This window comes from Halomonas sp. DP8Y7-3 (assembly GCF_019801675.1).
In the GTDB taxonomy this organism is placed as follows: Bacteria; Pseudomonadota; Gammaproteobacteria; order Pseudomonadales; family Halomonadaceae; genus Halomonas; species Halomonas litopenaei_A.
Genome location: NZ_JAHVIO010000009.1, coordinates 259,896 through 283,894, shown reverse-complemented (window position 1 = coordinate 283,894; position 23,999 = coordinate 259,896). Strand labels below are relative to the sequence as shown.

The following is a 23,999-nucleotide window of genomic DNA, read 5'->3' as shown; positions in this document are numbered from 1 at the left end:
AGGGAGTCCGCTTGCAAGACACGGCTGTGGCTAGGGGCTTACCTGGCGAGGTGCTTCAACACACGGCACGCCCTTCACCGTGCTCCCCTTTGCCAGTCCCGCTGCCGCCGTAGGGCAGACCTGTGCCTGCCTACCCCCTTGCCGCACTGTCCGCACGGCGCTTGAACAAGGCCCGGAACACCGGATAGATGTCCCCGGGTTCAACAATCTGACGCATGGCAAAGCGGTCGGGATAGGCGGCCTCGACCCGCTCGTATTCTTCCCATAGTGCCTGGTGAGCGTGAGGCGTGATTTCCACATAGGTGAAGTACTGCAGGCGCCCCATCAGCGATTTAGTCAGCAGCTCCCGACAGTTGACCGAGTCATCGTCCCAGTTATCGCCATCCGATGCCTGGGCCACGTACAGGTTCCACTGGCCGGGGGGATAGCGCTTGTCGATGATCTCGTCGACCAGGGTGAGCGCACTGGAAACGATGGTGCCGCCCGTCTCCCGTGAGTAGAAGAATTCCTCCTCATCGACTTCCTTGGCGGCAGTGTGGTGACGCACAAAGACCAGCTCGACCCGCTCGTAGCTGCGCTCGAGAAACAGGTAGAGCAGCAGGAAAAAGCGCTTGGCGATATCCTTGTGGGCCTGGGTCATCGAGCCCGATACATCCATGACGCAGAACATCACGGCCTTGCTGGACGGCTGAGGCTGGTTGATCAGATGGTTGTAGCGAAGGTCGTAGGTATCGATGAAGGGAACCGCCTCCAGACGCCGCTCTAGACGCTCGATCTCGGCCTTCAACTCCTGGATGCGAGCGGGATTCTTGAGCACGGGATCCTTGCGCTCCTCGACTTCCAGCGCTTCCTGAGCTTCCCGCAGCGCGCGACGAATCGGTGCACGCATGGCAATTCGACGGGCCTGAGCTTCTCGCATCGAACGCACAATGTTGATCCGAGCCGGCACGCCATCTCTCGAGACCCCGGCACGCACGGGGCGCACTTCTTCCACATCCACCAGCGGCTTGCGCTCCAGATGGGGCAACTCGAGGCCATCGAAGACAAACTCGAGGAACTCCTCCCGGGTCAGGGTGAAGGCGAACTCATCCATGCCCTCCCCCTGGTTGGAGGCGCCACCCTCTCCACTGCCATCGCCACCACCGCCCCCGCCGTCTGGGCGACGCAGGCGATCACCTTCCTGAAACTCGCGATTACCGGGTGCGACAATCGAACGTCGCCCACCGCTGCCGTGCTGGAACACTGGCTCGGAGATATCGCGACTGGGGATGGAAACCTTCTCGCCTCGCTCCATATCGGTGATGGAGCGACGGTTGACGGCCTCCTCGACGGAGCGCTTGATATGGGTGCGATAGCGGTCAAGAAAGCGCTGGCGATTGACCGCGCTCTTGTTCTTGGCGTTCGCTCGTCGATCGATGAAGTAGGTCATGGGACCTCCTGGGCGCAGTCGACAAGGGTGTCCGGCGCCGGGCCTGGCCCGGCGCCTTCACGGCTACTGCGACTTGCGCACTCTCAGGTACCACTCCGACAGCAGGCGCACCTGCTTCTCGGTGTAGCCTCGATCCTTCATCCGTGCCACGAAATCCTCGTGCTTCTTGATATCCGCAGAGGACGCCTTGGCATTGAAGGAAATGACGGGCAGCAACTCCTCGGTGTTGGCAAACATCTTGTGCTCGATGACACCACGCAGCTTCTCGTAGGACTGCCACCCCGGGTTCATGCCGTTGTTCTGGGCACGCGCCCGCAGCACGAAGTTGACCACCTCGTGACGGAAGTCCTTGGGATTGGAGATGCCTGCCGGCTTCTCGATCTTTTCCAGCTCATCGTTAAGCGACTGGCGGTCGAACAGCTCGCCGGTCTCGGGATCCCTGTACTCCTGGTCCTGAATCCAGAAATCCGCATAGGTGACATAGCGATCAAAGATGTTCTGACCGTACTCGGAGTAGGACTCCAGGTAGGCGGTCTGAATTTCCTTGCCTATGAAGTCCACATAGCGTGGCGCCAGGTACTCCTTGATATAGCGCAGATAGCGCTCGAAGGTCTCCTTGGGCAGCTGCTCCTGCTCAAGGCGCTGCTCGAGCACGTACAGCAGGTGCACCGGGTTGGCCGCCACCTCGTGATTGTCGAAGTTGAAGACCTTGGACAGGATCTTGAAGGCAAAGCGTGTGGACAGACCATCCATGCCTTCATCGACGCCGGCGCTGTCGCGATATTCCTGAATCGACTTGGCCTTGGGATCGGTGTCCTTGAGGTTTTCACCGTCATAGACCCGCATCTTCGAGTAGACGCTGGAGTTTTCCGGCTCCTTGAGACGCGACAGCACCGAGAACTGGGCGAGCATGCGCAAGGTATCCGGTGCACAGGGCGCCTCATTGAGCGACGAATGCTCCAGCAGCTTCTTGTAGATGTTGATTTCCTCGGACACCCGCAGGCAATAGGGCACCTTGACGATATAGACGCGGTCGAGGAACGCCTCGTTGTTGCGGTTGTTGCGGAACGCCTGCCACTCGCTCTCGTTGGAGTGCGCCAGCACGATGCCATCGAAGGGAATCGCGCCCATGCCCTCGGTGGGGTTGTAGTTCCCTTCCTGGGTCGCCGTCAGCAGGGGGTGCAGCACCTTGATGGGCGCCTTGAACATCTCGACGAATTCCATCAAGCCCTGGTTGGCCCGGCACAATCCTCCGGAAAAGCTGTAGGCGTCGGGATCATCCTGGGAATACATCTCCAGCTGGCGGATATCGACCTTGCCCACCAGGGACGAGATATCCTGGTTGTTCTCGTCACCCGGCTCGGTCTTGGCGATGGCGATCTGGTTGAGGCGCGAGGGGTACAGCCTGACCACCCGGAACTGCGAGATATCACCGCCGGACTCCTTCAGCCGCTTGGCGGCCCAGGGCGACATCACGCTGCGCAGGTAGCGAGCAGGGATACCATACTCTTTCTCGAGCAGCTCACCGTCTTCCTCGGGCGAGAACAGCCCGAGCGGAGACTCGTGCACCGGCGACCCCTTGATGGCGTAGAACGGCACACGCTCCATCAGCAGCTTGAGGCGCTCGGCCAGGGATGACTTGCCGCCCCCCACGGGGCCAAGCAGGTAGAGAATCTGCTTTTTCTCCTCCAGCCCTTGGGCGGCGTGACGGAAGTAGGCCACGATCTGCTCGATGGCCTCCTCCATGCCGTGAAACTCACTGAACGCCGGATACCGACGTATCACCTTGTTGGAGAAGATTCGCGCCAGTCTCGGGTCCTTGGCGGTGTCAATCACCTCTGGCTCACCGATGGCCTCCAGCATTCTCTCAGCCGCACTGGCGTAGGCGGAAGGGTCTTGACGGCAGAGTTCCAGATATTCCTGCAGGGACATTTCTTCCTGCTGGACGCGAGCGAAGCGGTTCTGCACGTGGTCGAAGATGCTCATCGATGCCTCCTGTGATGCCCGGGACTCGCTCTTGGCTCTCAGGCCTTTCCCGTCAGCCAGCGCCAGTCACGAGTGGGTACTCTCAGCGTAGAACAGCATTAGCCAAAAACGATGTGCAGGTCTTCAACGCTGAGCGTCCTTACCTATAAGAACTCTTGCCAGCAGAAGCGTTTCGTTGTCCAGACGAAATTCGGCGTAAGAGGGACCATGAACATGATAAGCGAGGTATTCACTAGCCGTGAAAGCGACGCCCGCCGCTTGATCACGGGGCTCATCACCGTCTACCGCGCCATCTTGCCGCAGCCACCAAAATTGCACACAACGGCACACTTCTTAAGTAATTCTCATCACGCTTGCCTGGGGCGCGAGCCAGATCCTGATGGGCTGGCCCGACGCCACCAGAATGACGGCTCTAGAAGGACGCCGCCAACCTCACCCCCTGGTCAATGGCACGCTTGGCGTCGAGTTCGGCCGCCTCATCGGCACCGCCGATGATGGAGACAGCGACACCCGCCGCCTCGAGGGGCGCCACGAGTTCGCGCACCGATTCTTGACCGGCACACACCACGACCGTATCCACCTCCAACACACGCGGCTCGCCCTCGACGCTCAGGTGCAGCCCTTGATCATCAATATGCCGATACTCGCAGCCAGCCATCGCGGTCACACCTCGATGACGAAGGGATGCCCGGTGCACCCAACCTGAGGTGGTGCCCAACCCCTTGCCCGGCTTGGACGTCTTGCGCTGAAGCAAGTAGACCTGTCGTGGCGACTGCGGCCGGCGGGCCGGCTTCAGCCCCCCTGGCGTGCTGACCTCAAGATCCACCCCCCACTCGTCGCACCAATCCTGCAACGGGTCATCACCAGGAGCCGTATGGGTCAGCAACTCCGCCACATCGAAACCGATACCGCCAGCGCCGATGATGGCCACCCGGCGCCCGACACGCTGAGGAGCATCGATGGCCTCGGCGTAACTCATCACACTGGGGTGATCACTGCCGGGCAACGCCAACGGTCTGGGTCTGACGCCGCTGGCCAGCACAACACGATCGAAGGCCAGGAGATCGTTGACACCCGCCTCGCAGGAGAGCCTGACGTCGACTTCCAGCTTGTCCAGCATCACCTGGAAGTAACGCAGCGTTTCGTCAAACTCTTCCTTGCCGGGAATGCGGCGCGCAAAATTGAACTGCCCACCCAGGATCGGCTGACGTTCGAACAGGGTAACCCTGTGCCCACGCTGCGCGGCACTGACTGCCGTGGCGAGCCCTGCAGGACCACCACCCACCACCGCCACGGACACTGGCTGGTCAGCGGGCTCAAGCGTCAGCTCCGTTTCATGACAGGCGCGGGGATTGACCAGACAGGACGTCAGCTTGCCCTGGAACGTATGGTCGAGACAGGCCTGGTTACAGGCGATACAGGTATTGATCTCGGCAGCACGCCCCTCCCTCGCCTTGCTCACCCATGCCGAATCCGCCAGCAGCGGACGCGCCATGGACACCATGTCAGCATGTCCTTCGCGCAGCACCCGCTCGGCCACATCCGGCATGTTGATGCGATTGGTGGTGATCAACGGGATCGAGACGGCGTCTTTCATGCGTCGCGACACATCGGTGAAAGCGGCTCGCGGGACGCTGGTCACGATGGTCGGGACTCGCGCTTCATGCCAACCGATGCCGGTGTTGATCACGTTGGCACCGGCCGCCTCAACCGCCTGGCCCAGCGCAATGACCTCGTCATAGGTACTTCCGTCCTCCACAAGGTCGATCATCGACAGCCGGTAGATCAACAGGAAACGCTCTCCCACCGCCGCACGGACGCGGCGAAGAATCTCCAGCGGGAAGCGACAGCGATTGTCGAAGCTGCCCCCCCAGCGATCCTCGCGCACATTGGTTCGGCGGCAAATGAACTGATTGATCAGGTAGCCCTCGGAGCCCATGATCTCGACGCCGTCATAGCCTGCCTGCTGCGCCAGACGCGCGCAGCGCACGTAGTCCTCGATCTGCTGTTCGACCTCATCGTCACTGAGCGCTCGCGGCTGGAAGGGGTTGATGGGGGCCTGCAGCGCCGAAGGGGCTACCAACTCCGGTGAATACGCGTAGCGCCCCGCATGCAGAATCTGCATGCAGATGCGCCCCCCCTGTGCATGTACCGCCTCGACAACACCGCGGTGGTCATCGAGCTGCTCAGCCGAGGTCAACTGCGACGCCCCCTGAAAAACGGCGCCCTCCGCATTCGGTGCAATGCCACCGGTCACGATCAGCGCCACGCCTTCGCGAGCACGTTCGGCGTAAAAGGCGGCCAGACGGGAAAACCCCTGCGGCGCCTCTTCCAGATTGGTATGCATGGAGCCCATCAACACGCGATTGGGCAATTCCAGGTGCCCCAGTCTCAGTGGGGCCAACAGGTGGGGATAGGCGGTCACGGCGCGGTCCTTGGCAGCCTTGGCTGCAATCTTGTTGTCGTGAGGTCCGGAGCTGGCACTGCATCAGGGCAACCAGTCTACGGCTATTTTCAAACAACTGTATGATAGCGAGTCAATCCTCGCCACCCCAGAAAGGCAAAAAGCAGCGACACGATGCGAACCCCGCCAGCGCCATGGGCTAGCCCATAGCGTCAGTGTGGTGTAAACGCCTTGAGGGGACCCAAAACGAGAAAAGCCCCGCTGCAGAAGCAGCGGGGCTTTTCGGAATAACTGCCGGCAACGTGACCGGACTTTTTTCCAGCGTGTGCTGGGTCGAGCGAAATGGCGGACCGGACGGGACTCGAACCCGCGACCTCCGGCGTGACAGGCCGGCATTCTAACCAACTGAACTACCGGTCCGCGTGGTGGGTGATACCGGATTCGAACCAGTGACCCCCAGCATGTGAGGCTGGTGCTCTAACCAACTGAGCTAATCACCCACATCATTTCACACGGTGCGATGCCTCAAGTTTCCTGGAGCTCATCGACTTTGGCGTGTCATCGTGGCGGACCGGACGGGACTCGAACCCGCGACCTCCGGCGTGACAGGCCGGCATTCTAACCAACTGAACTACCGGTCCACATTGATGACGATTCGAGAAGTGACGTTGGCGGACCGGACGGGACTCGAACCCGCGACCTCCGGCGTGACAGGCCGGCATTCTAACCAACTGAACTACCGGTCCAACGTCTACAACTCTACGTGTCCAGCCATCACCAAGGTGGTGGTGGGTGGTACAGGGTTCGAACCTGTGACCCCCAGCTTGTAAGGCTGGTGCTCTCCCAACTGAGCTAACCACCCCTGGTCACGTGGCGCTGCATTCTACAGAACATCGGGGGGATGTCAACGCGGCCAAACCATCTTTCTCGTTTTTTTTGTCGCCTATTTTGCCCGTGCATTCATCGACTTGGGCGGAAACGCAGGCGGCACAAGGGCTCACGAGATTCAGCGGCCCTCCGCAACGAGCCAAAACAGCCGTAAAAAAAATGGCGAGACCCATCCCCCTGACCGTAGCGGCATCAATTCACCTGCATCAACGTTGCTGCGCATTTTGCCGCGCGCTGCATCAGTTCGTCTCGTGTCACGCCGCTGGCACGCCGGGTCAGCCAGTCGTGATCACCGTCCTCCAGCCATTCGACGGTGGCCACCTCGGGCAAATCATAGCCTTGCACTTGCTCGAGGGTGCCAAACGGATCTCGGGTGCCCTGCAGCACCAGCGTTGGACACTTGAGGCGAGGCCAGTGCGCCAGGCGAAGTCGTTCGGGCTTGCCCTGGGGGTGAAAGGGATAACCCGCTACCACCACTCCAGGTGCCGTCTCCTCGGCCGCCAGCAGGGTCGCCACACGCCCACCCATGGACTTGCCCCCCAGCCATAGGCGGCCAGGCACGCTATGCGACAAAACGTCACGCCAGGTGCGCAGCTCATCGACCAGAACATCGACCTTGGGCGGCGGGCGCCGGCGCCCAAGCGCCTTCATCTGGCGCATGTAGGCGAATTCCACTGACAAGGTCGCCACTCCGGCGTCGGCCAGCGCCTTGCGCCAGGCGACCAGAAAGGGTGAATCGTGCCCAGCGCCTGCACCATGCGTCAAAAGAAGTAGGTCGTCACTGGCAGGGCCCGCCAGGATGCAGGGTCCAATGCCCTCCCATTGCCCGTGCTGTTCTCCGTGAAACGGGCTTTGCCGGCGCAATTCCTGACCAAAAATGTCGGATAAAAGATTTTCAGACATGGACAAATTTCCAAAGTTCACTGCCACCAGTGGCTAAGTGCCAGCCCTAGCCGTGCTGGTCTAGAATTCTGAATGGTTGTTGATCTGCATCATTCTGAGACTGCCGCTGGGTAGGCACTATGGCCGGGGGATCGTCCCCTTTACGCGATCGATGGGAACCTGATCATGAGCACAGCATTTGAACATCCGACCTACAACTACAAGGTGGTCCGGCAGTTCTCGATCATGACGGTGGTATGGGGCATCGTGGGCATGGCCCTCGGTGTCATACTTGCTGCCCAACTGGTCTGGCCGGAACTCAACCTTGGCTTGCCCTGGACAAGCTTTGGTCGGCTTCGCCCCCTGCACACCAACGCAGTCATCTTTGCCTTCGGCGGATCCGCGCTGTTCGCGACCTCCTATTATGTGGTCCAACGCACGTGTCAGGTAAGGCTGATCAGCGACAAGCTGGCTGCCTTTACGTTCTGGGGCTACCAGGCCGTCATCCTCTGCGCCGTCGCCACCCTGCCCCTGGGCCTCACCGAGGTCAAGGAATACGCCGAGCTGGAATGGCCCATCGACATTCTGCTCGCCGTCGTCTGGGTATCCTATGCCATCGTGTTCCTCGGCACGGTCAAGATTCGCAAGACCTCGCACATCTACGTGGCCAACTGGTTCTTCGCCGCCTTCATCCTGACGGTGGCGGTGCTGCACATCGTCAACAGCGCGGCCATTCCCGTCACCGCCACCTACTCCATCTCCCTCTACTCCGGGGCCATCGATGCCATGGTGCAGTGGTGGTATGGACACAACGCGGTGGGCTTCTTCCTGACCGCCGGCTTCCTGGGAATGATGTATTACTTCGTGCCCAAGCAAGCCGAGCGCCCGGTCTATTCCTACCGTCTGTCCATCGTCCATTTCTGGGCATTGATCATGGTGTACATGTGGGCCGGCCCGCACCACCTGCACTACACCGCGCTGCCTAACTGGGCCCAATCCCTGGGCATGGTCATGTCCATCATCCTGCTGGCCCCCTCCTGGGGCGGCATGATCAACGGCATGATGACCCTGTCGGGCGCCTGGCATAAGTTGCGTACCGATCCGACGCTGCGCTTTCTGGTGGTCGCCCTGTCCTTCTACGGCATGTCGACCTTCGAAGGGCCGATGATGGCGGTGAAGACCGTCAATGCCCTGTCTCACTACACCGACTGGACCATTGGCCACGTCCACGCGGGAGCGCTGGGCTGGGTGGCAATGATCACCATCGGCTCGATGTATCACCTGATCCCCCGCCTGTTCGGTCAGAACGAGATGTACTCGGTCAAGCTGGTGGCAGTGCACTTCTGGCTGGCCACCATCGGCACCGTGCTGTACATCGCCGCCATGTGGGTCAACGGCATCCTGCAGGGCCTGATGTGGCGCGCCATCAATGCCGACGGCACGCTGATGTACACCTTCGTCGAGACCGTGGAGGCCAGCGGCCCCGGCTACATCGTGCGCCTGATCGGCGGTCTGTTCTGGGTGACCGGCATGCTGATCATGGCCGTCAATGTCGCGATGACCGTCAAGGGTTCCGCCAAGAGCGGTGCTCCCCTGCCACAGACCGCCTGAGTCAATGAAGGACCGAGACTGACATGAGACACGAGATCATAGAAAAGAACGTCGGCCTGATGGCGGTGCTGGTGCTGGTGGTGATCAGCTTTGGCGGCCTGGCCGAGATCGTGCCGCTGTTCTTCCAGAAGCAGACGACCGAGCCGGTGGATGGCCTCAAGCCACTGACCGCGCTGCAACTCGAGGGCCGTGACATCTATCGCCGGGAAGGCTGCGTCGGCTGCCACTCGCAGATGATTCGTCCCTTCCGGGCGGAAACCGAACGCTACGGCCACTACAGCGTGGCAGGCGAATCCGTCTACGAGCACAACTTCATGTGGGGCTCCAAGCGAACCGGTCCGGACCTTGCCCGCGTCGGCGGTCGCTACAGCGACGACTGGCACCGCGCGCACCTGTACAACCCGCGTGACGTGGTGCCTGAGTCGATCATGCCGGCGTATCCCTGGCTGTTCGAGAACACCCTGGATGGCGAACACACCCCAGCCAAGATGCGCACCCTCCAGACCCTGGGCGTGCCCTATACAGACGAACAGATCGCCAGCGCGACCAGCGATGTTCGCGGCGAACGGGAGATCACCGCGCTGGTGGCCTACCTGCAGCAGCTTGGCACCGTACTGCCCAACTCGGCAAAGAGCCCGTAACCATGGATATCGGAACCTTTCGCGGCATTCTCACCGGCATTCTGCTGGTCGCCTTTCTGGGCCTTGTGGCCTGGGCGTATTCCAGCCGTCGCAAGCGCGAGTTCGAACAGGCAGCCAACCTGCCGTTCGCGGATGACGACGAGCAACCGAACCGTGACCGCATGGCCGAGCAACAGGCCGATTCCCGAAAGGACAGGGGAGAAAAGAACACATGAATACACTCTGGGGTGATGCCCTCTCAGGCTTCTGGAGCGCCTGGATCATCGTCATCACGCTCGGCACGATTGGCTTCGCCTTCTGGCTGCTATGGGCCAATCGCAAGACCGACAAGCGCCCTGATGCAGACGGTACTGTCGAGACCACCGGCCATACCGCCGACGGCATTGCGGAATACGATAACCCGCTGCCACGTTGGTGGTTCCAGCTCTACGTTGCCACCGTGATCTTTTCACTTGGCTACCTGGTGCTGTATCCGGGCCTGGGCAATTTCGCCGGCGTGCTGGGCTGGAGTCAGGAAGGCCAGTGGGAGGAAGAAGTGGCCCAGGCCGAACAGCGCTTCACACCGATCTTCGAGAAGTATCAGGAAATCCCGGTGCCGGAGTTGATCAAGGATGCCGAGGCCATGCAGATTGCCGAGCGTATCTTCCTCAACAACTGCGCGATCTGCCACGGCTCCAATGCCAAGGGCGGCTACGGATTCCCCAACCTGACTGACACGGACTGGCTGTACGGGGGCGAGCCCGAGCACATTGTCGCCACCATCGAGAACGGTCGGAACGGACTGATGCCCTCGTGGCAGCAACTCGGCGCCGACAACATCGAGAACCTGACTCAGCATGTGCTGTCGCTGTCCGGTCAGGCCGAAGATGCCGAGCGCGCAGACAAGGGGGGCGCGGTGTTCGGATCGGTGTGTGCGGCGTGTCACTCGCCTGACGGTACCGGCAACCAGGCGCTGGGAGCTCCCAACCTGACCGACGAGACCTGGTTGTACCAGGCACCGGGACAGAGCCTGGCCGACTCGATTCGCCAGACGCTGCGTAACGGCCGCAATGGCCATATGCCTGCCCAGGCCGCTTACATCGGCGAGGAGCGCGTGCATCTGGTGGCGGCCTACGTCTACAGCCTGAGCCAGCCTGCGCAGTAATCCACAAGAGGGGGCCACCCCCGTATCCAGTGCGGCCAAGCGCCGCACTGGCCTCTCACCTACCTGACGATCGCTAGACTGACCGTCGTCACAACGACGAATGATCGGTCAGCGATGCGAGCCTGCCATGAGCGACAAGATACCCACCCACGATGTGACCGACAGCGCGGTATCCCACCACACACCCGAAGACCCCTCGTCACACAGCATGTACGAGAGCCGCCGTCATATTTACGTACGCGAGATGAAGGGCGTCTTTCAACGGGCCCGGCGTGCTGCCAACTGGGCGCTGATGCTGGGATTTCTGCTGTTGCCTTGGGTGCCATGGGGAGACCGTCCTGCGGTCTGGTTTGACCTGCCGGGTCGCGAATTCCACATCTTTGCGGCGACCTTCTACCCCCAGGAGTTCGTGCTGCTGTCCTGGCTCTTGATCATCTGCGCCTTTGGCCTGTTCTTCATCACGGTGTTTGCCGGCCGGGTATGGTGTGGCTACACCTGCCCCCAGAGCGTCTGGACGTTTCTGTTCATCTGGGTCGAGCATCGTATCGAGGGGCCACGCAACCGCCGCATCAAGCTGGACAAGCGCGCCCTTGATGCCGATAAGCTCCTGCGCAAGAGCGCCAAACACGCGATCTGGCTGATCATCGCCGCCGCCACCGGCATCACCTTTGTCGGCTACTTTACGCCCATCAAGGGCCTGGTCGTCGACCTGGCCACCCTGTCAGCCAACGGCTGGTCCTACTTCTGGGTCGGCTTCTTCGTTGTCTTCACCTACCTCAACGCTGGCTGGCTACGGGAGCAAGTGTGTCTGTACATGTGTCCTTATGCCCGCTTCCAGTCGGTGATGTTCGATCGCGATACGCTGATCGTCTCCTACGATTATCATCGAGGCGAGCCCCGTGGCCCCCGCAAGCGCAGTGCCGACCCCACCGAGCAGGGACTCGGCCACTGCATTGACTGCGAACTCTGCGTCCAGGTCTGCCCTACCGGCATCGACATTCGCGATGGCTTGCAGTATCAGTGCATCACCTGCGCCGCCTGCATTGATGCCTGCGACAGCGTCATGGACAAGATGGGGTACCCTCGGGGTCTGGTTCGCTACACCACCGAGCATGCCCTTGACGGCAACAAGACCCATTTGCTCAGGCCACGCCTGATCGGCTACCTGGTGGCGTTGCTGGTGATGATCGGGCTGTTTATCTGGACCCTGGCCGACCGCACCCCGCTGGACGTCGACGTCGAGCGCGATCGGGCGCGGCTGTTTCAGACGCTGAGCGATGGGCGTATCGCCAACTCGTACGCCATCACCGTGCGCAATCTCGACAATCAGGCACACCGCTATCTGATCGAAGTCACCGGCATCGAGGGCCTGCAGAGCGATACCGAGTCACTCGAGGTACCCGCCAACGCGTCCCGGCAGCTGGTGATGACGCTAAGCGTAAATCCTGCTTTGATGGAACAGCGTAGCGCCGACATCAGCGTCCGCCTGCACGCTGAAGACGATCCCTCGGTCGCGGTGGAACGCGAAAGTCGATTCATAGGAGTCACCCCCTGATGTCTTCGTCCGATCCCCAGGTGCCACCCTGGTACAAGCAGTTCTGGCCCTGGTTTCTGATTGCTTTGCTGCTGTCCTCGGTCACTTTCAGCATGGTCTACCTGGCGCTGTCGATCCGCTATTTCGATGGCTCGGTACCGGACGACTATTACAAGGAGGGGCTGGCGATCAATGTTCAGCTGGAAAAGCAGCAGCGCGCCGAAGCCCTTGGGCTGGCAGCCGATCTACGGATCGATGCCACCACCGGGGACGTGGTCGTCCAGCTGCTCGGCGACGAGCGCCCCGAGCGCCTCCAGCTGGAGCTGAAGTTTCCCACCGATGGCGATCGCGACCGCCTGCTGACCCTGAGCCACACCCGTAGTGGGCAATATGTTGGCACCCTGGAGCGCAACCTTCGCTACCGCTGGTATCTGCAGCTCCAGCCATGGATCGAGGACGGCAGCGGCGATGATGCTGCATGGCGCTTGACCGGCGAGGCGGAATTCCCGCAAGACGGCACCATTCACCTGACGCCAGGTCTGTGATGCCGGCTACCGATACTCCGCGGTCCTGCTACCACTGCGGCGCCACGGTGGAAGCAGGAGCCCACTGGTCGATCACCATCGATCAGCAAGCGCACCCTCTGTGCTGTCCCGGATGCGAAGCCGTGGCTCACGCCATTGTCGACGGTGGCCTCGATAGCTATTACCGCTTTCGCACCGCCATGCCTGAGCGCCCCTCGGCCACGCCCGCGGACGCCGAACGCTACCAGGTCTTCGATGACCCCGGCCTGCAAGCCCGATTCGTGCGCCAGCGCGACGGGCATCAGGTCGCCACCCTGGCGGTGGACGGTATCACCTGCGCCGCCTGCGCCTGGCTCATCGAGCATCGCCTGAACGCTCTCGATGGTCTGGCCAGCAGCGCCGTCAATCTGTCGCAACATCGCCTGCAGGTGAGCTGGGACCCGAGTCAGCTGACGCTGTCACGCATTCTTGCCGAGATGGCGGCCATCGGTTACCCCTCGCAACCCTACGAACCCGACCAGGCTCAACTGCGCCTCAAGCACCAGTCGCGCCAGATGGTTCGCCGCTTGATAGTGGCAGCGGTAGGCATGATGCAGGTGCTGATGTTCTCGATCCCCCATTACGTCGACAGCGGGGACCTCAGCGCTGATTTCGACCAGCTGTTTGCCTGGCTATCACTGGCGCTGACGACGCCTGTCGTGCTGTATGCCGCTCAACCGTTCTTCCTGGGCGCCTTGCGGGACGTACGCTCGCGCATACTCGGCATGGATGTTCCCGTCTCCCTGGCCATCGGTGGCGCCTACCTGGCGAGCTGCTGGTCGGTGGTCAGCCAATCGGGAGATCGCTACTTCGATTCGGTCAGCATGTTCACCTTCTTCCTGCTGTTCGGTCGCTATCTGGAATCCCGCGCCCGCGCCCACTACGGGCGCCAGGGCAACGTTCTGGCCAGCGCCTTGCCCAGCGCTGCAGTGCGCGTCGAGGCCAATGGCGACGAACGGGTCATTCCCGCCAGCAAGCTCGAACCGGGTGATCGCGTGCGCGTCAGTCCTGGCTCACTGATTCCGGCTGACGGCGTCCTGACATCAGGCGTGGCACAGATCGACGAATCGCTGCTGACCGGTGAGTCGCTGCCCTCACTACGACGACAGGGCGATATCGTTCACGCTGGCACGCTGTGCATCGACAGCCCGGTGGAGCTCGACGTCCTGCGTGTCGGTGACGCGACCCGCGCAGCGGGCATCCTTGACCTTACCGACCGAGCCTTTGCCCATCGCCCGCGTATCGCCAAGGTGGCAGAGCAGGTGTCTCACCGCTTTGTCCTGAATCTGCTGATCATCACCACGCTGGTCGCCATGGCCTGGTGGTGGATCGACCCCAGTCGTAGCCTGTGGGTCACCCTGTCGGTGCTTGTCGTCACCTGTCCCTGCGCCTTGGCACTGGCCACGCCTACCGCCTTGACCGTCGCCCACGGGCGTCTGCGTCGCGCCGGCGTGCTGGTCGCTCGCGCCGATGCGCTGGAAACCCTGGCCCGCCTCGACCGCATCATCTTTGACAAGACCGGCACCCTGACTCGAGGCCAGCTGCGCCTGGCCGAGCACCGACGCCTCACGGCAGACTGCCTTGCAGGCATCGACCCTCGTCAGCTGGCCGCAGCGCTGGAAGTCGGCTCGGAGCACCCGGTCGCTCATGCCTTCCGGCCCTGGCGCGACGCCCGAGTCACGGCCAGCGACATTCGCAACGTCCCCGGTCAGGGTGTCGAAGGTTACCTGGCTGGGCAGTGTTGGCGCCTTGGACGCCCGGACTTTGCCCTGACCAGCCAGCCCCCCCTCGACGTACCAGGCGACGGCCTGTGGCTGCTGCTGGCATGCGAGGGGCAGGCTGTCGCCTGGTTCCAGCTACACGACCAGCCCCGCACAGACGCCGCCATGACCCTTGCGGCTATCCGCGAAGCGGGTATCGAGATCGAGATCCTGTCCGGCGATCGCCCCGGCAACGTTCAGCCACTGGCCGATCAGCTGGGGGTAGCGCAGTGGCACGGCAACGCCAGTCCCGAGGACAAGCTCACATTGGTCCGCAAGCGTCAGCAAGCGGGAGAGGTCGTTGCCATGGTGGGAGATGGCATCAACGATGTGCCCGTTCTGGCCGGGGCGGACCTCGCCATTGCCGTTGCTGGCGCCAGTGACCTGACCCGCACTCGCGCCGACCTGATCTTGCTCGGCGAGCCGCTGGAGCGTATCGTCCAGGCTATCCATAGCGCACGCCAGACGCGCCGCATCATTCGCCAGAACCTCGCCTGGTCAGTGCTCTACAACGTCGTCGCGCTGCCCGCCGCCGCGCTGGGCTTCGTGCCTCCGTGGCTCGCCGCCATCGGCATGTCGATCAGCTCGCTGCTGGTCATAGGCAATGCCCTTCGCCTGCGACGCGCGGCGCCGCCATCATCCTCACGTCTTGCCGTAGCGGCACATGCTCAATGAACATTCTCTATCTGTTGATACCGCTGTCGCTGATCCTGTTGAGTCTGGCGGTATGGGCGTTTTTCTGGGCGGTTCGCAACGATCAATTCGACGATCTGGAGGGGCCTGCCTATCGCATCCTGTTCGAGGACGAAGACCCGCCGACACCGAACCCATCCAGAAAGCCGGCAAGAGAGACGCCGGTCGATGACGCAGCAGCCGACGAGCATGATTCCACGCCACCCCCTGGATCCTGAGCAGAACGCATGAACCCAGTAGGTCTAGACCTGCCGCCCGCGATGGCGGCGTTTGTCTTCGGGCTGCTTGGCGGAGCACATTGCATCGGCATGTGCGGCGGTATAATGAGTGCCCTGACCTTTGCCATTCCCCCGAGCATGCGCCACCCTATTCGTGTAGGAATTTTACTACTCGGCTACAACTCGGGGCGTCTGTTCAGCTACTGCCTGGCAGGCGCTATGGTCGCAAGCCTAGGCTCTGTGGTGGCGCTGGCACCGGGCATGCGGGACCTGCTGCAGGTGGTTGCCAGCCTGATGCTGATCACGATGGCGCTTTACATTGCCAACCTGTGGAAAGGGCTACGCTGGCTGGAGGCATTGGGCCAGCGCCTGTGGAGGTACCTGGAGCCAGCAGGACGTCGCCTGTTGCCAGTGGTCAAGCTACCTCAGGCGATTGCACTCGGGGCCATCTGGGGCTGGCTGCCCTGTGGCCTGGTGTATTCCATGCTGGCATGGAGCATGGCCATCGCAGACCCTGCCCGTGGAGCACTACTCATGCTCTGCTTTGGCCTGGGAACGCTACCGGCACTAGTGACAACAGGGATTGCTGCACGCCAACTGCAGAGTTTGCTGGCACACCCTGCCACTCGATTTATGGCAGCGGGCATGATTGTCGGTTTAGCTGTATGGAATATCCTACAAATTGTAGGAAATTGACGACCATCATATCGCCGCCAGATTATTGAGGCAAAAGAGGTATATGCACCTTTGGCCCAATATCTGCGTGTAGAATAGCGACAATAGCATGCAGCTAGGGCAAGCCAGTTTCCTACATGCCCTGCTCATCATGAACCCCAGACCCACAGGAGCTGCGAATGAGTCCATCGGCCCAAGATCGACGGCGCCCCATGCTACATGAGACTCGTTGCGAGTCCTGCAGCTTGAGTTCCCTGTGCCTTCCGTTGTCGCTGGAGACCGCTGACCTCGAGCGCTTCGATTCCATTATCCGTCGTCACCCTCCGATCAAGAAGGGCACTCGGCTGGTCGAGCAGGGAGATCGCTTCACGAGCGTCTTCGCGGTTCGCTCCGGTAGTCTCAAGCAGATCACCACCGAGGGTAGTGGCGAAGCGCAGCTGACCAACTTCTTCTTGCCCAGTGAACTGGTCGGCCTGGATGGCATCGACGACGGCAGATACCCCGGCAGCGTGGTGGCACTCGAGACCACGACCGTATGTGAGATTCCCTTCGATCGCCTTGACGCCCTGACCCAGACGCTGCCGGAACTACGCGCGCAACTGTTCCGCACCCTCAGCAAGGAGCTGCGCGAAGATCGCCGCATGATGCAGCTGCTGTCGCGCAAGACCGCTGACCAACGACTGGCCTGCTTCTTCCTCGGTCTGTCCGACCGTTTCCGACGTCGCGGCTACTCGCCGTTCAGCTTCCGCCTGTCCATGTCCCGGGCAGATATCGGCAACCACCTGGGACTTGCCGTCGAAACGGTCAGCCGCATTCTGGGGCGCTTTCAACAGCAGGACCTGGTGGCGGTCTCTGGACGGGAGGTCAATATCCTGGACCTCGCCTCACTGTCGAACCTGGCTGACACCGACGCCAGCTGATCCCGCGGCGCTGACAGGGCCTGCGGCCGACAGCGACCGATAGACGTCGTGCCACGCCCCAAGCCCAGCCCCCCTAGGTAGGGCGACGATATACCGGCTCCATCAACAAAAGAGGCCGCATCCCAGGATGCGGCCTCTTGCTATCTTATCGGGACGAGCGTTCAGACATTGAAGAGGGCCACTGCGTGATGTGGCCCTAGCTCGCTTCACGCTTCAGCAGTGCCTTTTCAGCAAGGCATGTTCAGCAGAGGCTCTTCAGCAGGGCGTGTTCAGGCGAGCTTAGTCGGCATCAACGATATCAATACGCCGAGCCTGGCGATGCGCCTGCTCGGCCTCCAGCCCTTCAAAGTCGAACAGCTCGCGGTCCGCCAGCTGCGAGGGTGCCACGTTGGTCACGGCCTTGAACATGCTCTCCAGGCGCCCAGGGTGCTTGGCCTCCCACTCTGCCAGCATTTCCTTCACCACCTGGCGCTGCAGGTTGGGCTGCGAACCGCAGAGATTGCAGGGAATGATCGGAAAGGCCATGGCATCGCTGTAGGCCTGGATGTCCGCCTCGCGGCAGTACGCCAGCGGCCGGATGACAATGTTCTTGCCATCATCGGACAGCAGCTTGGGCGGCATGGCCTTGAGACTTCCTCCGAAGAACATGTTGAGGAACAGCGTCTCGAGAATATCCTCGCGGTGGTGTCCCAGGGCAATCTTGGTCGCACCGATCTCTTCCGCAAAACCGTACAGCGACCCTCGGCGCAGTCGCGAGCACAGCGCGCAGGTGGTCTTGCCCTCGGGGGTCTTTTCCTTCACCACCGAGTAGGTGTCACGCTCGAGGATGTGGTAGTCCACGCCAATGCTGTCCAGGTAGTCCGGTAGCACGTGCTCGGGAAAGCCGGGCTGCTTCTGGTCGAGGTTGACCGCCACCAGGGAGAAGTTCACCGGCGCATTGCGCTGCAGGCTGCGAAGAATCTCGAGCATGGTGTAGCTGTCCTTGCCGCCGGACAGGCATACCATGACCTTGTCGCCTTCCTGAATCATGCCGTAATCGATGATGGCGTTGCCGGTCTGACGCCGCAGACGCTTCTGCAGCTTGTTGAACTCGCGCTTGGCCTTGGCCTGGGCGCGCTCGTCGTCAGCTGCCGGGGACGCGGCATCACGACGGTCGAGGACACGGGGATCAAACAGGGAGGCGGAAGCGGGCTGAGCAGACATGGGCTGGGCACATCACGGCTGAAAATGAAGACCCGCTAGTCTATCACTCACGTCCGCTACAGGCGAAGAAGTCAGCAACCACTCACCCCTGCGATTACGCTGGTTCACAACCGCGTATCCTGGGCCAAGGTGCTTTTGACTAGCCGCCCTGTGACTAGCCGCCCTGTGAAGAGAGGACCTGTGACAAGACGACCTGTGGCTAGACGACTTGTAGTGCCAGCAGATAGCGCGCCACCACACCAAGCAACAGCAGCAAGATGCCGAAGCGTTGCCAGGCGTGCTCACTCACCGTCAGCGTCAGACGCTTCTCCCAGAACTTGACCATCCCCCACAGGTCACGGGTGCGGCGATAGTACTGGCAGTAAGCCACCATCACAGCCAACAGGCCAAGCGATAGCAAGGTCGGCTCAAGCAACATCATCAGACCATGAAGGCTCATGCAAAGATCTCCCCATTACGGTGACTACGGCACCTGACACGCCGCTCGTCCCAGGTCACGCGTCGTGACAGCGGCGTGGATGGCATCATCGGGACGACTCGGCCAGCGCGTCGGCGTCCAGCCGCAAATGCATCAGTGCCGTAGTGACGGCATCACCCAATGCGGTATGCCGTCCCATGATCGGCACTCCCAGGCGCTCTGCCAATTGTTCGAAAGTCGGCTGCAGCTCAAGTTCGGGATGGCTGCGCCGCATCCGCTTGCGGTACTGCTGCGCCACATCGATGGTGGCGTTAGGCAACGAGAAGCCAAACTCCGCCTTGAGATAGCGATCGAGCATGGCCAGGTCAAAGTCGATGCACCACCCCACCAGCGGACGGTTGCCGATGAATTCCAGCAGCGTCTCGAGGGCATCACGCACCGGCATTCCCCCCTCAAGATCGACCCCACGCAGGCGGTGAATCTTGATGGAATCACCATCCAGGCTGGCCGGGGGCTCCAGGCGCAGATCAAGCGACTCGCTGGTCAACACGCGCCCATCGTGGATCCGCACTGCCGCAATCGACACCAGTTCGGCGCGACGCGTATCCAGGCCGGTGGTCTCACAGTCGATGGACACCAACTCATCACCGGTGTAGGGATTGAACAGCCAGGCAAAATCGCCATCGGCTTGACGACGGCGGTCGGCCGCACGTCTGATCGCTCGCAGCATGGGGTACTCTCCTAAACGAAACCACTGACGCCAGGTCAGTTTTCCCTGAGGCGATGCCTCGACGCTCATGCATACTCCAGGTGATAACGATGGGACAGACTGCCCTTGAACTCCTTCACCAGATGAAGTGCCTCCCGCAACAGGTCACGCTCCAGGGAGTTGAGGGACTGCACCACCACGTTGTCGCTGGCCAGGAGATCATCGCGCTGGCACCTGAGCTGGGCCTTGAGCCTCAGCTCACTGAACAGTGACAGCGCCTCACCGAGGTCTTCCGCCACCTCTGCATCGAGGCGACCGAGCCTAGCCAGAGCGGACAGGCGATCGTGGGTCGAGGTCTCGCGCAGACCAGCATCCAGCGCCATGGTGCGAACCCCATGAACGATCGGGAAGATGCCCCCTTTCTTGATGTCGATGCCGTGTGCGGGCTTCTTGAGCGAGCCGAACAGCGTCAATGGCGTAGAGAACCGCAGTACCGCGCGGGCCAGATGGGTCAGCAATAGCGCGTTGCCCCTGGTCTCCTCGATCAACACATCACGCAGGCGGTCCACCAACGCCATGTCACCTGCCACGCCAGCGACATCCACCAGAATCGCCAGGCTCATCAAGCTATTGCCATCCAGTTCCGCGACCCATCGCCGAATACGCCCGCGCCACTGCTCCAGCGTTCCTGTCCATTGGGGATTGGACACCATGATATTGCCTGGGCAGCGCGGATAGCCCAGGTCCATCAGCACCTCGGTAAAACGACGACTGTCCGCGGCCAGGTCCGGCCACTCGAGGTCGTCCGGGAGAATCAGCGCGTTGTCCTGATCCGTCTTGAGGATCTGTTCGCCCCTTCCCTCACTTCCCAGCACGACAAGACAGACCCGGTCGCGCTGAGGGGCGGGCATCGAAAACTGCCATGCCTTACCAATAATGCGGCCGTTAAGCGCTGACAGCATGCCCATGGCAAAGCGCATGCGAATCCCCTGCGCCATCAGCGCATCGATCAGCTCAGGCGTGCGCTGGCTGGCCTCGTTCAGTTCCGCCAGGCTGTCGGCCTGCTCCACCTGAAGACTGACCACATAGCTGCGACTGGAGAAATAGCTCAGCACATCGGTCAACTCGACCACGCCTTCCAGCGCGCCTTCGTGATAGACCACCACCCTGGCCACCTTGTGGCGGGTCATCTCGATCAGCGCTTCGAACAGGTACTGGTCCCTGTTGACGCTCACCAGTGCCAGGCCAGCGATACCTTCCAGGGCATCGCCCCCTCCCCGCTCCTGCATCACCAGCGCATCGAGCAGGTCGGTCTTGGTCAGCATTCCGGGGCCTTCCGGGGTATCCACCAACAGGCTGTCGGCGCCCTTCTCCTTCAGCGTGAGCACCGCCTGACGAATACTGATGGACGGATCCACCAGCAGGGGTGACCGCATGCATTCATGCACCTTGGCCAGCATGAAACCGGCCAGCGTCACGCCGCCATCGGAACGCCGCTCCGCCAGCAGCCGCGTCTTGCTGACCAGACGCTGGTGAAAGTAATCGGAGAAGTCCTCGGACTGTTCGCAGAGCGAGAGGAACAACGCCCTGGGCATCAGGTAGCACAGGGTTTCCTGTTCGGCGACAAAACGATAGCGGCTCTGGCCGTTGATGACGCTGATCGCGCCAAACAGATCGCCACTGGTGTAGTGGCCGATGCGTCCGCCGGTGGAGGACTCGTTCATGTCCAGTTCGGCGACTTCGCCCTTGTGAATCACAAAGACGAACTCGCCGGCCTGTCCAGCCTCGAGAATCACTTCATCCCGCGCGTAGTACGCCAGATCAAGCCCTGCGCGAATACGCTCGCGTCCGGCATCATCCAGCAGCGCAAAGGGAGGTTCTGTGACGTTGATGTCGATCATCGTTCGCTCCGTGCTCAACCCCGGCTGTCCCGGGGCTGAGCAGGTTGGCGAAGAGGAGCCCACGGCGCTGGGCCCCTCGTCCCGTTCTAGTGTGCGTGGGCCACACCAGCGCCTCTTGGCACCCGCACGTTCTCGACCAGTTCCTGGATGTGTTCCGGCGGAGCGGCAGTTGCCCGCGATACCACGAACGCCACCACAAAGTGCAGGATCATGCCGAGCGTACCGATACCTTCCGGCGAAATACCAAACCACCAGATCGACGGATCCGTGTTGATGAACTTGGTATAGACGATATAGGTAAAGGTGAAGCTGAGACCCAGCACCATGCCGACGATGGCCCCCTCGCGGTTCATGCGCTTGTCGAAGATGCCAAGCAGAATGGCCGGGAAGAAGGACGACGCCGCCAAGCCGAAGGCAAAGGCCACCACCTGGGCCACAAAGCCCGGAGGATTGATGCCAAAGTAACCGGCCACCACGACTGCCACCGCCGCAGCGCCACGAGCAGCCAGCAGCTCTCCCTTCTCGCTGAGGTTCGGGTTGATCTGCTTCTTGATCAGGTCATGGGACACAGCCGCCGAGATGACCAGCAACAGCCCGGCCGCGGTCGACAGTGCTGCCGCTACACCACCGGCCGCCATCAGCGCGATCACCCAGGCTGGCAAGCCACCGATCTCGGGGTTGGCCAGCACGATGATATCGCGATCGATATACACCTCGTTGGCGCTGTCGGTGGGTGCATTGGTGACCACCCGCTGACCGTAGCTACCCGTGGAGGCTTCTTCCAGGGGACCGCTCTCGAAGGTGGGCTTGCCCTCGAACGGCGCGCCTGGCCCCATCTGCACCCTGCCATCGTCGTTCTTGTCGAGCCAGCCGATCAGGCCAACCGTCTCCCAGCTCTTGAACCAGCCAGGAACCTCCTCGTAGCTTGTCTCGTTCACGGTCTCGATGATGTTGGTGCGAGCGAATACCCCCACCGCCGGTGCAGTGGTATACAGCAAGGCGATGAACACCAGGGCCCAACCGGCGCTGACCCGCGCATCACGAACCCGCGGCACGGTGAAGAACCGCACGATGACGTGAGGCAGACCCGCCGTACCACACATCAGCGCAGCGGTGATGAAGAACACGTTGATCATCGGCTGACTACCGTCGGTATAGGGCGTGATACCGAGATCTGTCAGCAGGCCATCGAGACGATCAAGGATGTATTGACCGCTATCGTTACCTGCTGCATCAACGAAGGTCGCACCGAGGCCGGTCTGGGGCAGCACGTGACCGGTCATCATGATCGACAGAAACACTGCCGGTACGATGAAGGCGGTGATCAGCACGCAATACTGAGCCACCTGGGTATAGGTAATGCCCTTCATTCCCCCTAGTACCGCATAGAAGAAGACGATGACCATGCCGATGACAACGCCGAGGTTCACATCCACTTCGAGGAAGCGCGCGAAAACGATGCCGACACCTCGCATCTGTCCGGCCACGTAGGTGAACGAGACGAAGATGACGCAGATGACCGCTACGGTCCTCGCGATATTCGAGTAGTAACGGTCGCCGATGAAATCTGGCACCGTGAACTTTCCGAACTTGCGCAGGTAGGGCGCCAGCAGCATTGCCAGCATGACGTAGCCACCGGTCCAGCCCATCAGATAGACGGAGGCGTCGTAGCCCAGGTAGGCGATCAACCCTGCCATCGAAATGAACGACGCCGCGGACATCCAGTCAGCTGCGGTCGCCATGCCATTGGCTGCGGGGTGAACACCTCCCCCCGCGACATAGAAGTCCTTGGTGGAGCCGGCCCGCGACCAGATCGCGATACCGATGTAGAGAGCGAATGACGCCCCTACAAAGAGATAGGTAAGCAGTTGTACATCCATGGAATCAATTCCCGTTCATTGACGTTATTTTGCGGGTTTCACTGTTCGTGGACGTCGTACTCTTCATCGAGTCGATTCATCTTCCAGGCGTAGAAAATAATCAGCACGATGAAGGTGTAGATGGATCCCTGCTGTGCAAACCAGAAGCCTAACTTGAAGCCAAAGAAGCGGATGTTATTGAGCACATCCACCAGGAGAATGCCGAAGCCATAGGAGACGACAAACCAGACGGCAAGACAGCCAAGAATGGTTCTAATATTTCGTTTCCAGTAGGCCTGTGCGCTCTTGTCTAGCATAAGGCTACCCTCAAGAAGTGGTTTGTTCGCCAAATGCCCTGTCAGGCAGAGCTAAAAGGCTCGAACAAAAGACTAGTCAAAAGGGCTTTTAGAGGAACGATAACTTTAGTCGAAAATCATAAATGCAGTGCACCATGTTATGAGAAACTTCTTTTAATTCAATAAAATAAAAACATTCAACAAATATTAGCCGTTGGTCTATCACTACAAAGGTGCATTCCACCTTAGTCGCGATTCTCTGCCT

At 61.1% G+C, this 23,999-nt stretch carries 20 protein-coding genes and 5 tRNA genes; 10 read left to right on the top strand and 15 right to left on the bottom strand.

The genetic code is table 11. The annotated features are described in order from the left end of the window. Positions 1–130 precede the first annotated feature (130 nt). The 9 genes from KUV86_RS10990 to KUV86_RS10950 all read right to left on the bottom strand — a co-directional run bounded on the left by KUV86_RS10990 (position 131) and on the right by KUV86_RS10950 (position 7,610). Positions 131–1,429: a YeaH/YhbH family protein gene (locus KUV86_RS10990; protein WP_222162705.1), complete on the bottom strand. Its 1,299-nt coding sequence runs from the start codon at positions 1,427–1,429 to the stop codon at positions 131–133. Between the two features lie 63 nt (positions 1,430–1,492). Continuing rightward, positions 1,493–3,415, bottom strand: a complete 1,923-nt coding sequence (locus tag KUV86_RS10985; protein ID WP_206941388.1) for a PrkA family serine protein kinase — start codon at positions 3,413–3,415, stop codon at positions 1,493–1,495. A 412-nt stretch (positions 3,416–3,827) separates the two neighbouring features. Next, on the bottom strand, positions 3,828–5,840 hold the full coding sequence (locus KUV86_RS10980; RefSeq protein ID WP_222484782.1) for an NADPH-dependent 2,4-dienoyl-CoA reductase: 2,013 nt from the start codon (positions 5,838–5,840) through the stop codon (positions 3,828–3,830). Positions 5,841–6,162: 322 nt separating this feature from the next. Further along, positions 6,163–6,239: transfer RNA gene (locus KUV86_RS10975), tRNA-Asp, on the bottom strand. Positions 6,240–6,242: 3 nt separating this feature from the next. Further along, positions 6,243–6,319: transfer RNA gene (locus KUV86_RS10970), tRNA-Val, on the bottom strand. A gap of 64 nt (positions 6,320–6,383) precedes the next feature. Beyond that, positions 6,384–6,460, bottom strand: a tRNA-Asp gene (locus KUV86_RS10965). Positions 6,461–6,488: 28 nt separating this feature from the next. After that, a tRNA-Asp gene (locus tag KUV86_RS10960) sits at positions 6,489–6,565 on the bottom strand. Positions 6,566–6,605: 40 nt separating this feature from the next. Then, positions 6,606–6,681 (bottom strand) — tRNA-Val (locus KUV86_RS10955). A 218-nt stretch (positions 6,682–6,899) separates the two neighbouring features. Beyond that, positions 6,900–7,610: an alpha/beta family hydrolase gene (locus KUV86_RS10950; protein WP_222162703.1), complete on the bottom strand. Its 711-nt coding sequence runs from the start codon at positions 7,608–7,610 to the stop codon at positions 6,900–6,902. Between the two features lie 165 nt (positions 7,611–7,775). Here KUV86_RS10950 and ccoN point away from each other — a divergent pair, with 165 nt between their 5' ends. The 10 genes from ccoN to fnr all read left to right on the top strand — a co-directional run bounded on the left by ccoN (position 7,776) and on the right by fnr (position 17,348). Beyond that, positions 7,776–9,200, top strand: coding sequence for a cytochrome-c oxidase, cbb3-type subunit I (gene ccoN / locus KUV86_RS10945; RefSeq protein ID WP_222162702.1), 1,425 nt, complete (start codon positions 7,776–7,778; stop codon positions 9,198–9,200). A 23-nt stretch (positions 9,201–9,223) separates the two neighbouring features. After that, on the top strand, positions 9,224–9,841 hold the full coding sequence (ccoO, locus tag KUV86_RS10940; protein WP_222162701.1) for a cytochrome-c oxidase, cbb3-type subunit II: 618 nt from the start codon (positions 9,224–9,226) through the stop codon (positions 9,839–9,841). A 2-nt stretch (positions 9,842–9,843) separates the two neighbouring features. Continuing rightward, entirely contained in the window at positions 9,844–10,056 is a 213-nt protein-coding gene (locus KUV86_RS10935; protein ID WP_206941393.1) for a cbb3-type cytochrome oxidase subunit 3, read from the top strand. Continuing rightward, the gene (gene ccoP, locus KUV86_RS10930) at positions 10,053–10,985 is read left to right on the top strand and encodes a cytochrome-c oxidase, cbb3-type subunit III (protein WP_222162700.1); all 933 of its coding nucleotides are present in this window, start codon (positions 10,053–10,055) and stop codon (positions 10,983–10,985) included. Before KUV86_RS10935 ends, ccoP begins: the two co-directional genes overlap by 4 nt. A 127-nt stretch (positions 10,986–11,112) precedes the next feature. Next, positions 11,113–12,540: a cytochrome c oxidase accessory protein CcoG gene (gene ccoG / locus KUV86_RS10925; RefSeq protein WP_224908466.1), complete on the top strand. Its 1,428-nt coding sequence runs from the start codon at positions 11,113–11,115 to the stop codon at positions 12,538–12,540. After that, the gene (locus KUV86_RS10920) at positions 12,540–13,064 is read left to right on the top strand and encodes a FixH family protein (RefSeq protein ID WP_222484781.1); all 525 of its coding nucleotides are present in this window, start codon (positions 12,540–12,542) and stop codon (positions 13,062–13,064) included. The genes ccoG and KUV86_RS10920 overlap by 1 nt, the downstream gene beginning before the upstream one ends. Next, complete coding sequence (locus KUV86_RS10915; RefSeq protein ID WP_222484780.1) at positions 13,064–15,517, top strand: heavy metal translocating P-type ATPase; 2,454 nt, start codon at positions 13,064–13,066, stop codon at positions 15,515–15,517. Before KUV86_RS10920 ends, KUV86_RS10915 begins: the two co-directional genes overlap by 1 nt. Next, positions 15,514–15,753: a cbb3-type cytochrome oxidase assembly protein CcoS gene (gene ccoS / locus KUV86_RS10910; RefSeq protein ID WP_222484779.1), complete on the top strand. Its 240-nt coding sequence runs from the start codon at positions 15,514–15,516 to the stop codon at positions 15,751–15,753. The genes KUV86_RS10915 and ccoS overlap by 4 nt, the downstream gene beginning before the upstream one ends. Positions 15,754–15,762: 9 nt before the next feature. After that, entirely contained in the window at positions 15,763–16,449 is a 687-nt protein-coding gene (locus KUV86_RS10905) for a sulfite exporter TauE/SafE family protein (protein WP_222484777.1), read from the top strand. A gap of 158 nt (positions 16,450–16,607) precedes the next feature. Further along, positions 16,608–17,348 (top strand): fumarate/nitrate reduction transcriptional regulator Fnr, encoded by a 741-nt coding sequence (gene fnr / locus KUV86_RS10900; RefSeq protein WP_206941404.1) that lies wholly within the window; start codon positions 16,608–16,610, stop codon positions 17,346–17,348. A 279-nt stretch (positions 17,349–17,627) separates the two neighbouring features. Here the strand turns inward: fnr and ttcA are convergent, their stop codons facing one another. From ttcA to KUV86_RS10870, 6 genes are all read right to left on the bottom strand, one after another. Next, positions 17,628–18,551 carry a tRNA 2-thiocytidine(32) synthetase TtcA gene (gene ttcA / locus KUV86_RS10895; protein ID WP_261397614.1) on the bottom strand — a complete coding sequence of 308 codons (924 nt, stop codon included), beginning with the start codon at positions 18,549–18,551 and terminating at the stop codon, positions 17,628–17,630. A gap of 199 nt (positions 18,552–18,750) precedes the next feature. Then, positions 18,751–18,990, bottom strand: a complete 240-nt coding sequence (locus tag KUV86_RS10890) for a hypothetical protein (RefSeq protein ID WP_224851978.1) — start codon at positions 18,988–18,990, stop codon at positions 18,751–18,753. A gap of 85 nt (positions 18,991–19,075) precedes the next feature. Further along, positions 19,076–19,699, bottom strand: coding sequence for a 3'-5' exonuclease (locus KUV86_RS10885; RefSeq protein WP_206941407.1), 624 nt, complete (start codon positions 19,697–19,699; stop codon positions 19,076–19,078). Positions 19,700–19,764: 65 nt separating this feature from the next. Continuing rightward, complete coding sequence (locus KUV86_RS10880) at positions 19,765–21,579, bottom strand: putative nucleotidyltransferase substrate binding domain-containing protein (protein ID WP_222484775.1); 1,815 nt, start codon at positions 21,577–21,579, stop codon at positions 19,765–19,767. An 86-nt stretch (positions 21,580–21,665) separates the two neighbouring features. Then, positions 21,666–23,459, bottom strand: a complete 1,794-nt coding sequence (locus KUV86_RS10875; protein ID WP_206941409.1) for a sodium:solute symporter family protein — start codon at positions 23,457–23,459, stop codon at positions 21,666–21,668. Positions 23,460–23,497: 38 nt separating this feature from the next. Then, positions 23,498–23,755 carry a DUF4212 domain-containing protein gene (locus KUV86_RS10870; RefSeq protein ID WP_206941410.1) on the bottom strand — a complete coding sequence of 86 codons (258 nt, stop codon included), beginning with the start codon at positions 23,753–23,755 and terminating at the stop codon, positions 23,498–23,500. Between the last annotated feature and the right edge of the window lie 244 nt (positions 23,756–23,999).

Coding starts and splice junctions, on each gene's coding strand:
- KUV86_RS10990 (WP_222162705.1), bottom strand. CDS start 1,429: ATGACCTACTTCATCGATCGACGAGCGAACGCCAAGAACAAGAGCGCG.
- KUV86_RS10985 (WP_206941388.1), bottom strand. CDS start 3,415: ATGAGCATCTTCGACCACGTGCAGAACCGCTTCGCTCGCGTCCAGCAG.
- KUV86_RS10950 (WP_222162703.1), bottom strand. CDS start 7,610: ATGTCTGAAAATCTTTTATCCGACATTTTTGGTCAGGAATTGCGCCGG.
- ccoN (WP_222162702.1), top strand. CDS start 7,776: ATGAGCACAGCATTTGAACATCCGACCTACAACTACAAGGTGGTCCGG.
- ccoO (WP_222162701.1), top strand. CDS start 9,224: ATGAGACACGAGATCATAGAAAAGAACGTCGGCCTGATGGCGGTGCTG.
- KUV86_RS10935 (WP_206941393.1), top strand. CDS start 9,844: ATGGATATCGGAACCTTTCGCGGCATTCTCACCGGCATTCTGCTGGTC.
- ccoP (WP_222162700.1), top strand. CDS start 10,053: ATGAATACACTCTGGGGTGATGCCCTCTCAGGCTTCTGGAGCGCCTGG.
- ccoG (WP_224908466.1), top strand. CDS start 11,113: ATGAGCGACAAGATACCCACCCACGATGTGACCGACAGCGCGGTATCC.
- KUV86_RS10920 (WP_222484781.1), top strand. CDS start 12,540: ATGTCTTCGTCCGATCCCCAGGTGCCACCCTGGTACAAGCAGTTCTGG.
- KUV86_RS10915 (WP_222484780.1), top strand. CDS start 13,064: ATGCCGGCTACCGATACTCCGCGGTCCTGCTACCACTGCGGCGCCACG.
- ccoS (WP_222484779.1), top strand. CDS start 15,514: ATGAACATTCTCTATCTGTTGATACCGCTGTCGCTGATCCTGTTGAGT.
- KUV86_RS10905 (WP_222484777.1), top strand. CDS start 15,763: ATGAACCCAGTAGGTCTAGACCTGCCGCCCGCGATGGCGGCGTTTGTC.
- fnr (WP_206941404.1), top strand. CDS start 16,608: ATGAGTCCATCGGCCCAAGATCGACGGCGCCCCATGCTACATGAGACT.
- ttcA (WP_261397614.1), bottom strand. CDS start 18,551: ATGTCTGCTCAGCCCGCTTCCGCCTCCCTGTTTGATCCCCGTGTCCTC.
- KUV86_RS10890 (WP_224851978.1), bottom strand. CDS start 18,990: ATGAGCCTTCATGGTCTGATGATGTTGCTTGAGCCGACCTTGCTATCG.
- KUV86_RS10885 (WP_206941407.1), bottom strand. CDS start 19,699: ATGCTGCGAGCGATCAGACGTGCGGCCGACCGCCGTCGTCAAGCCGAT.
- KUV86_RS10880 (WP_222484775.1), bottom strand. CDS start 21,579: ATGATCGACATCAACGTCACAGAACCTCCCTTTGCGCTGCTGGATGAT.
- KUV86_RS10875 (WP_206941409.1), bottom strand. CDS start 23,459: ATGGATGTACAACTGCTTACCTATCTCTTTGTAGGGGCGTCATTCGCT.
- KUV86_RS10870 (WP_206941410.1), bottom strand. CDS start 23,755: ATGCTAGACAAGAGCGCACAGGCCTACTGGAAACGAAATATTAGAACC.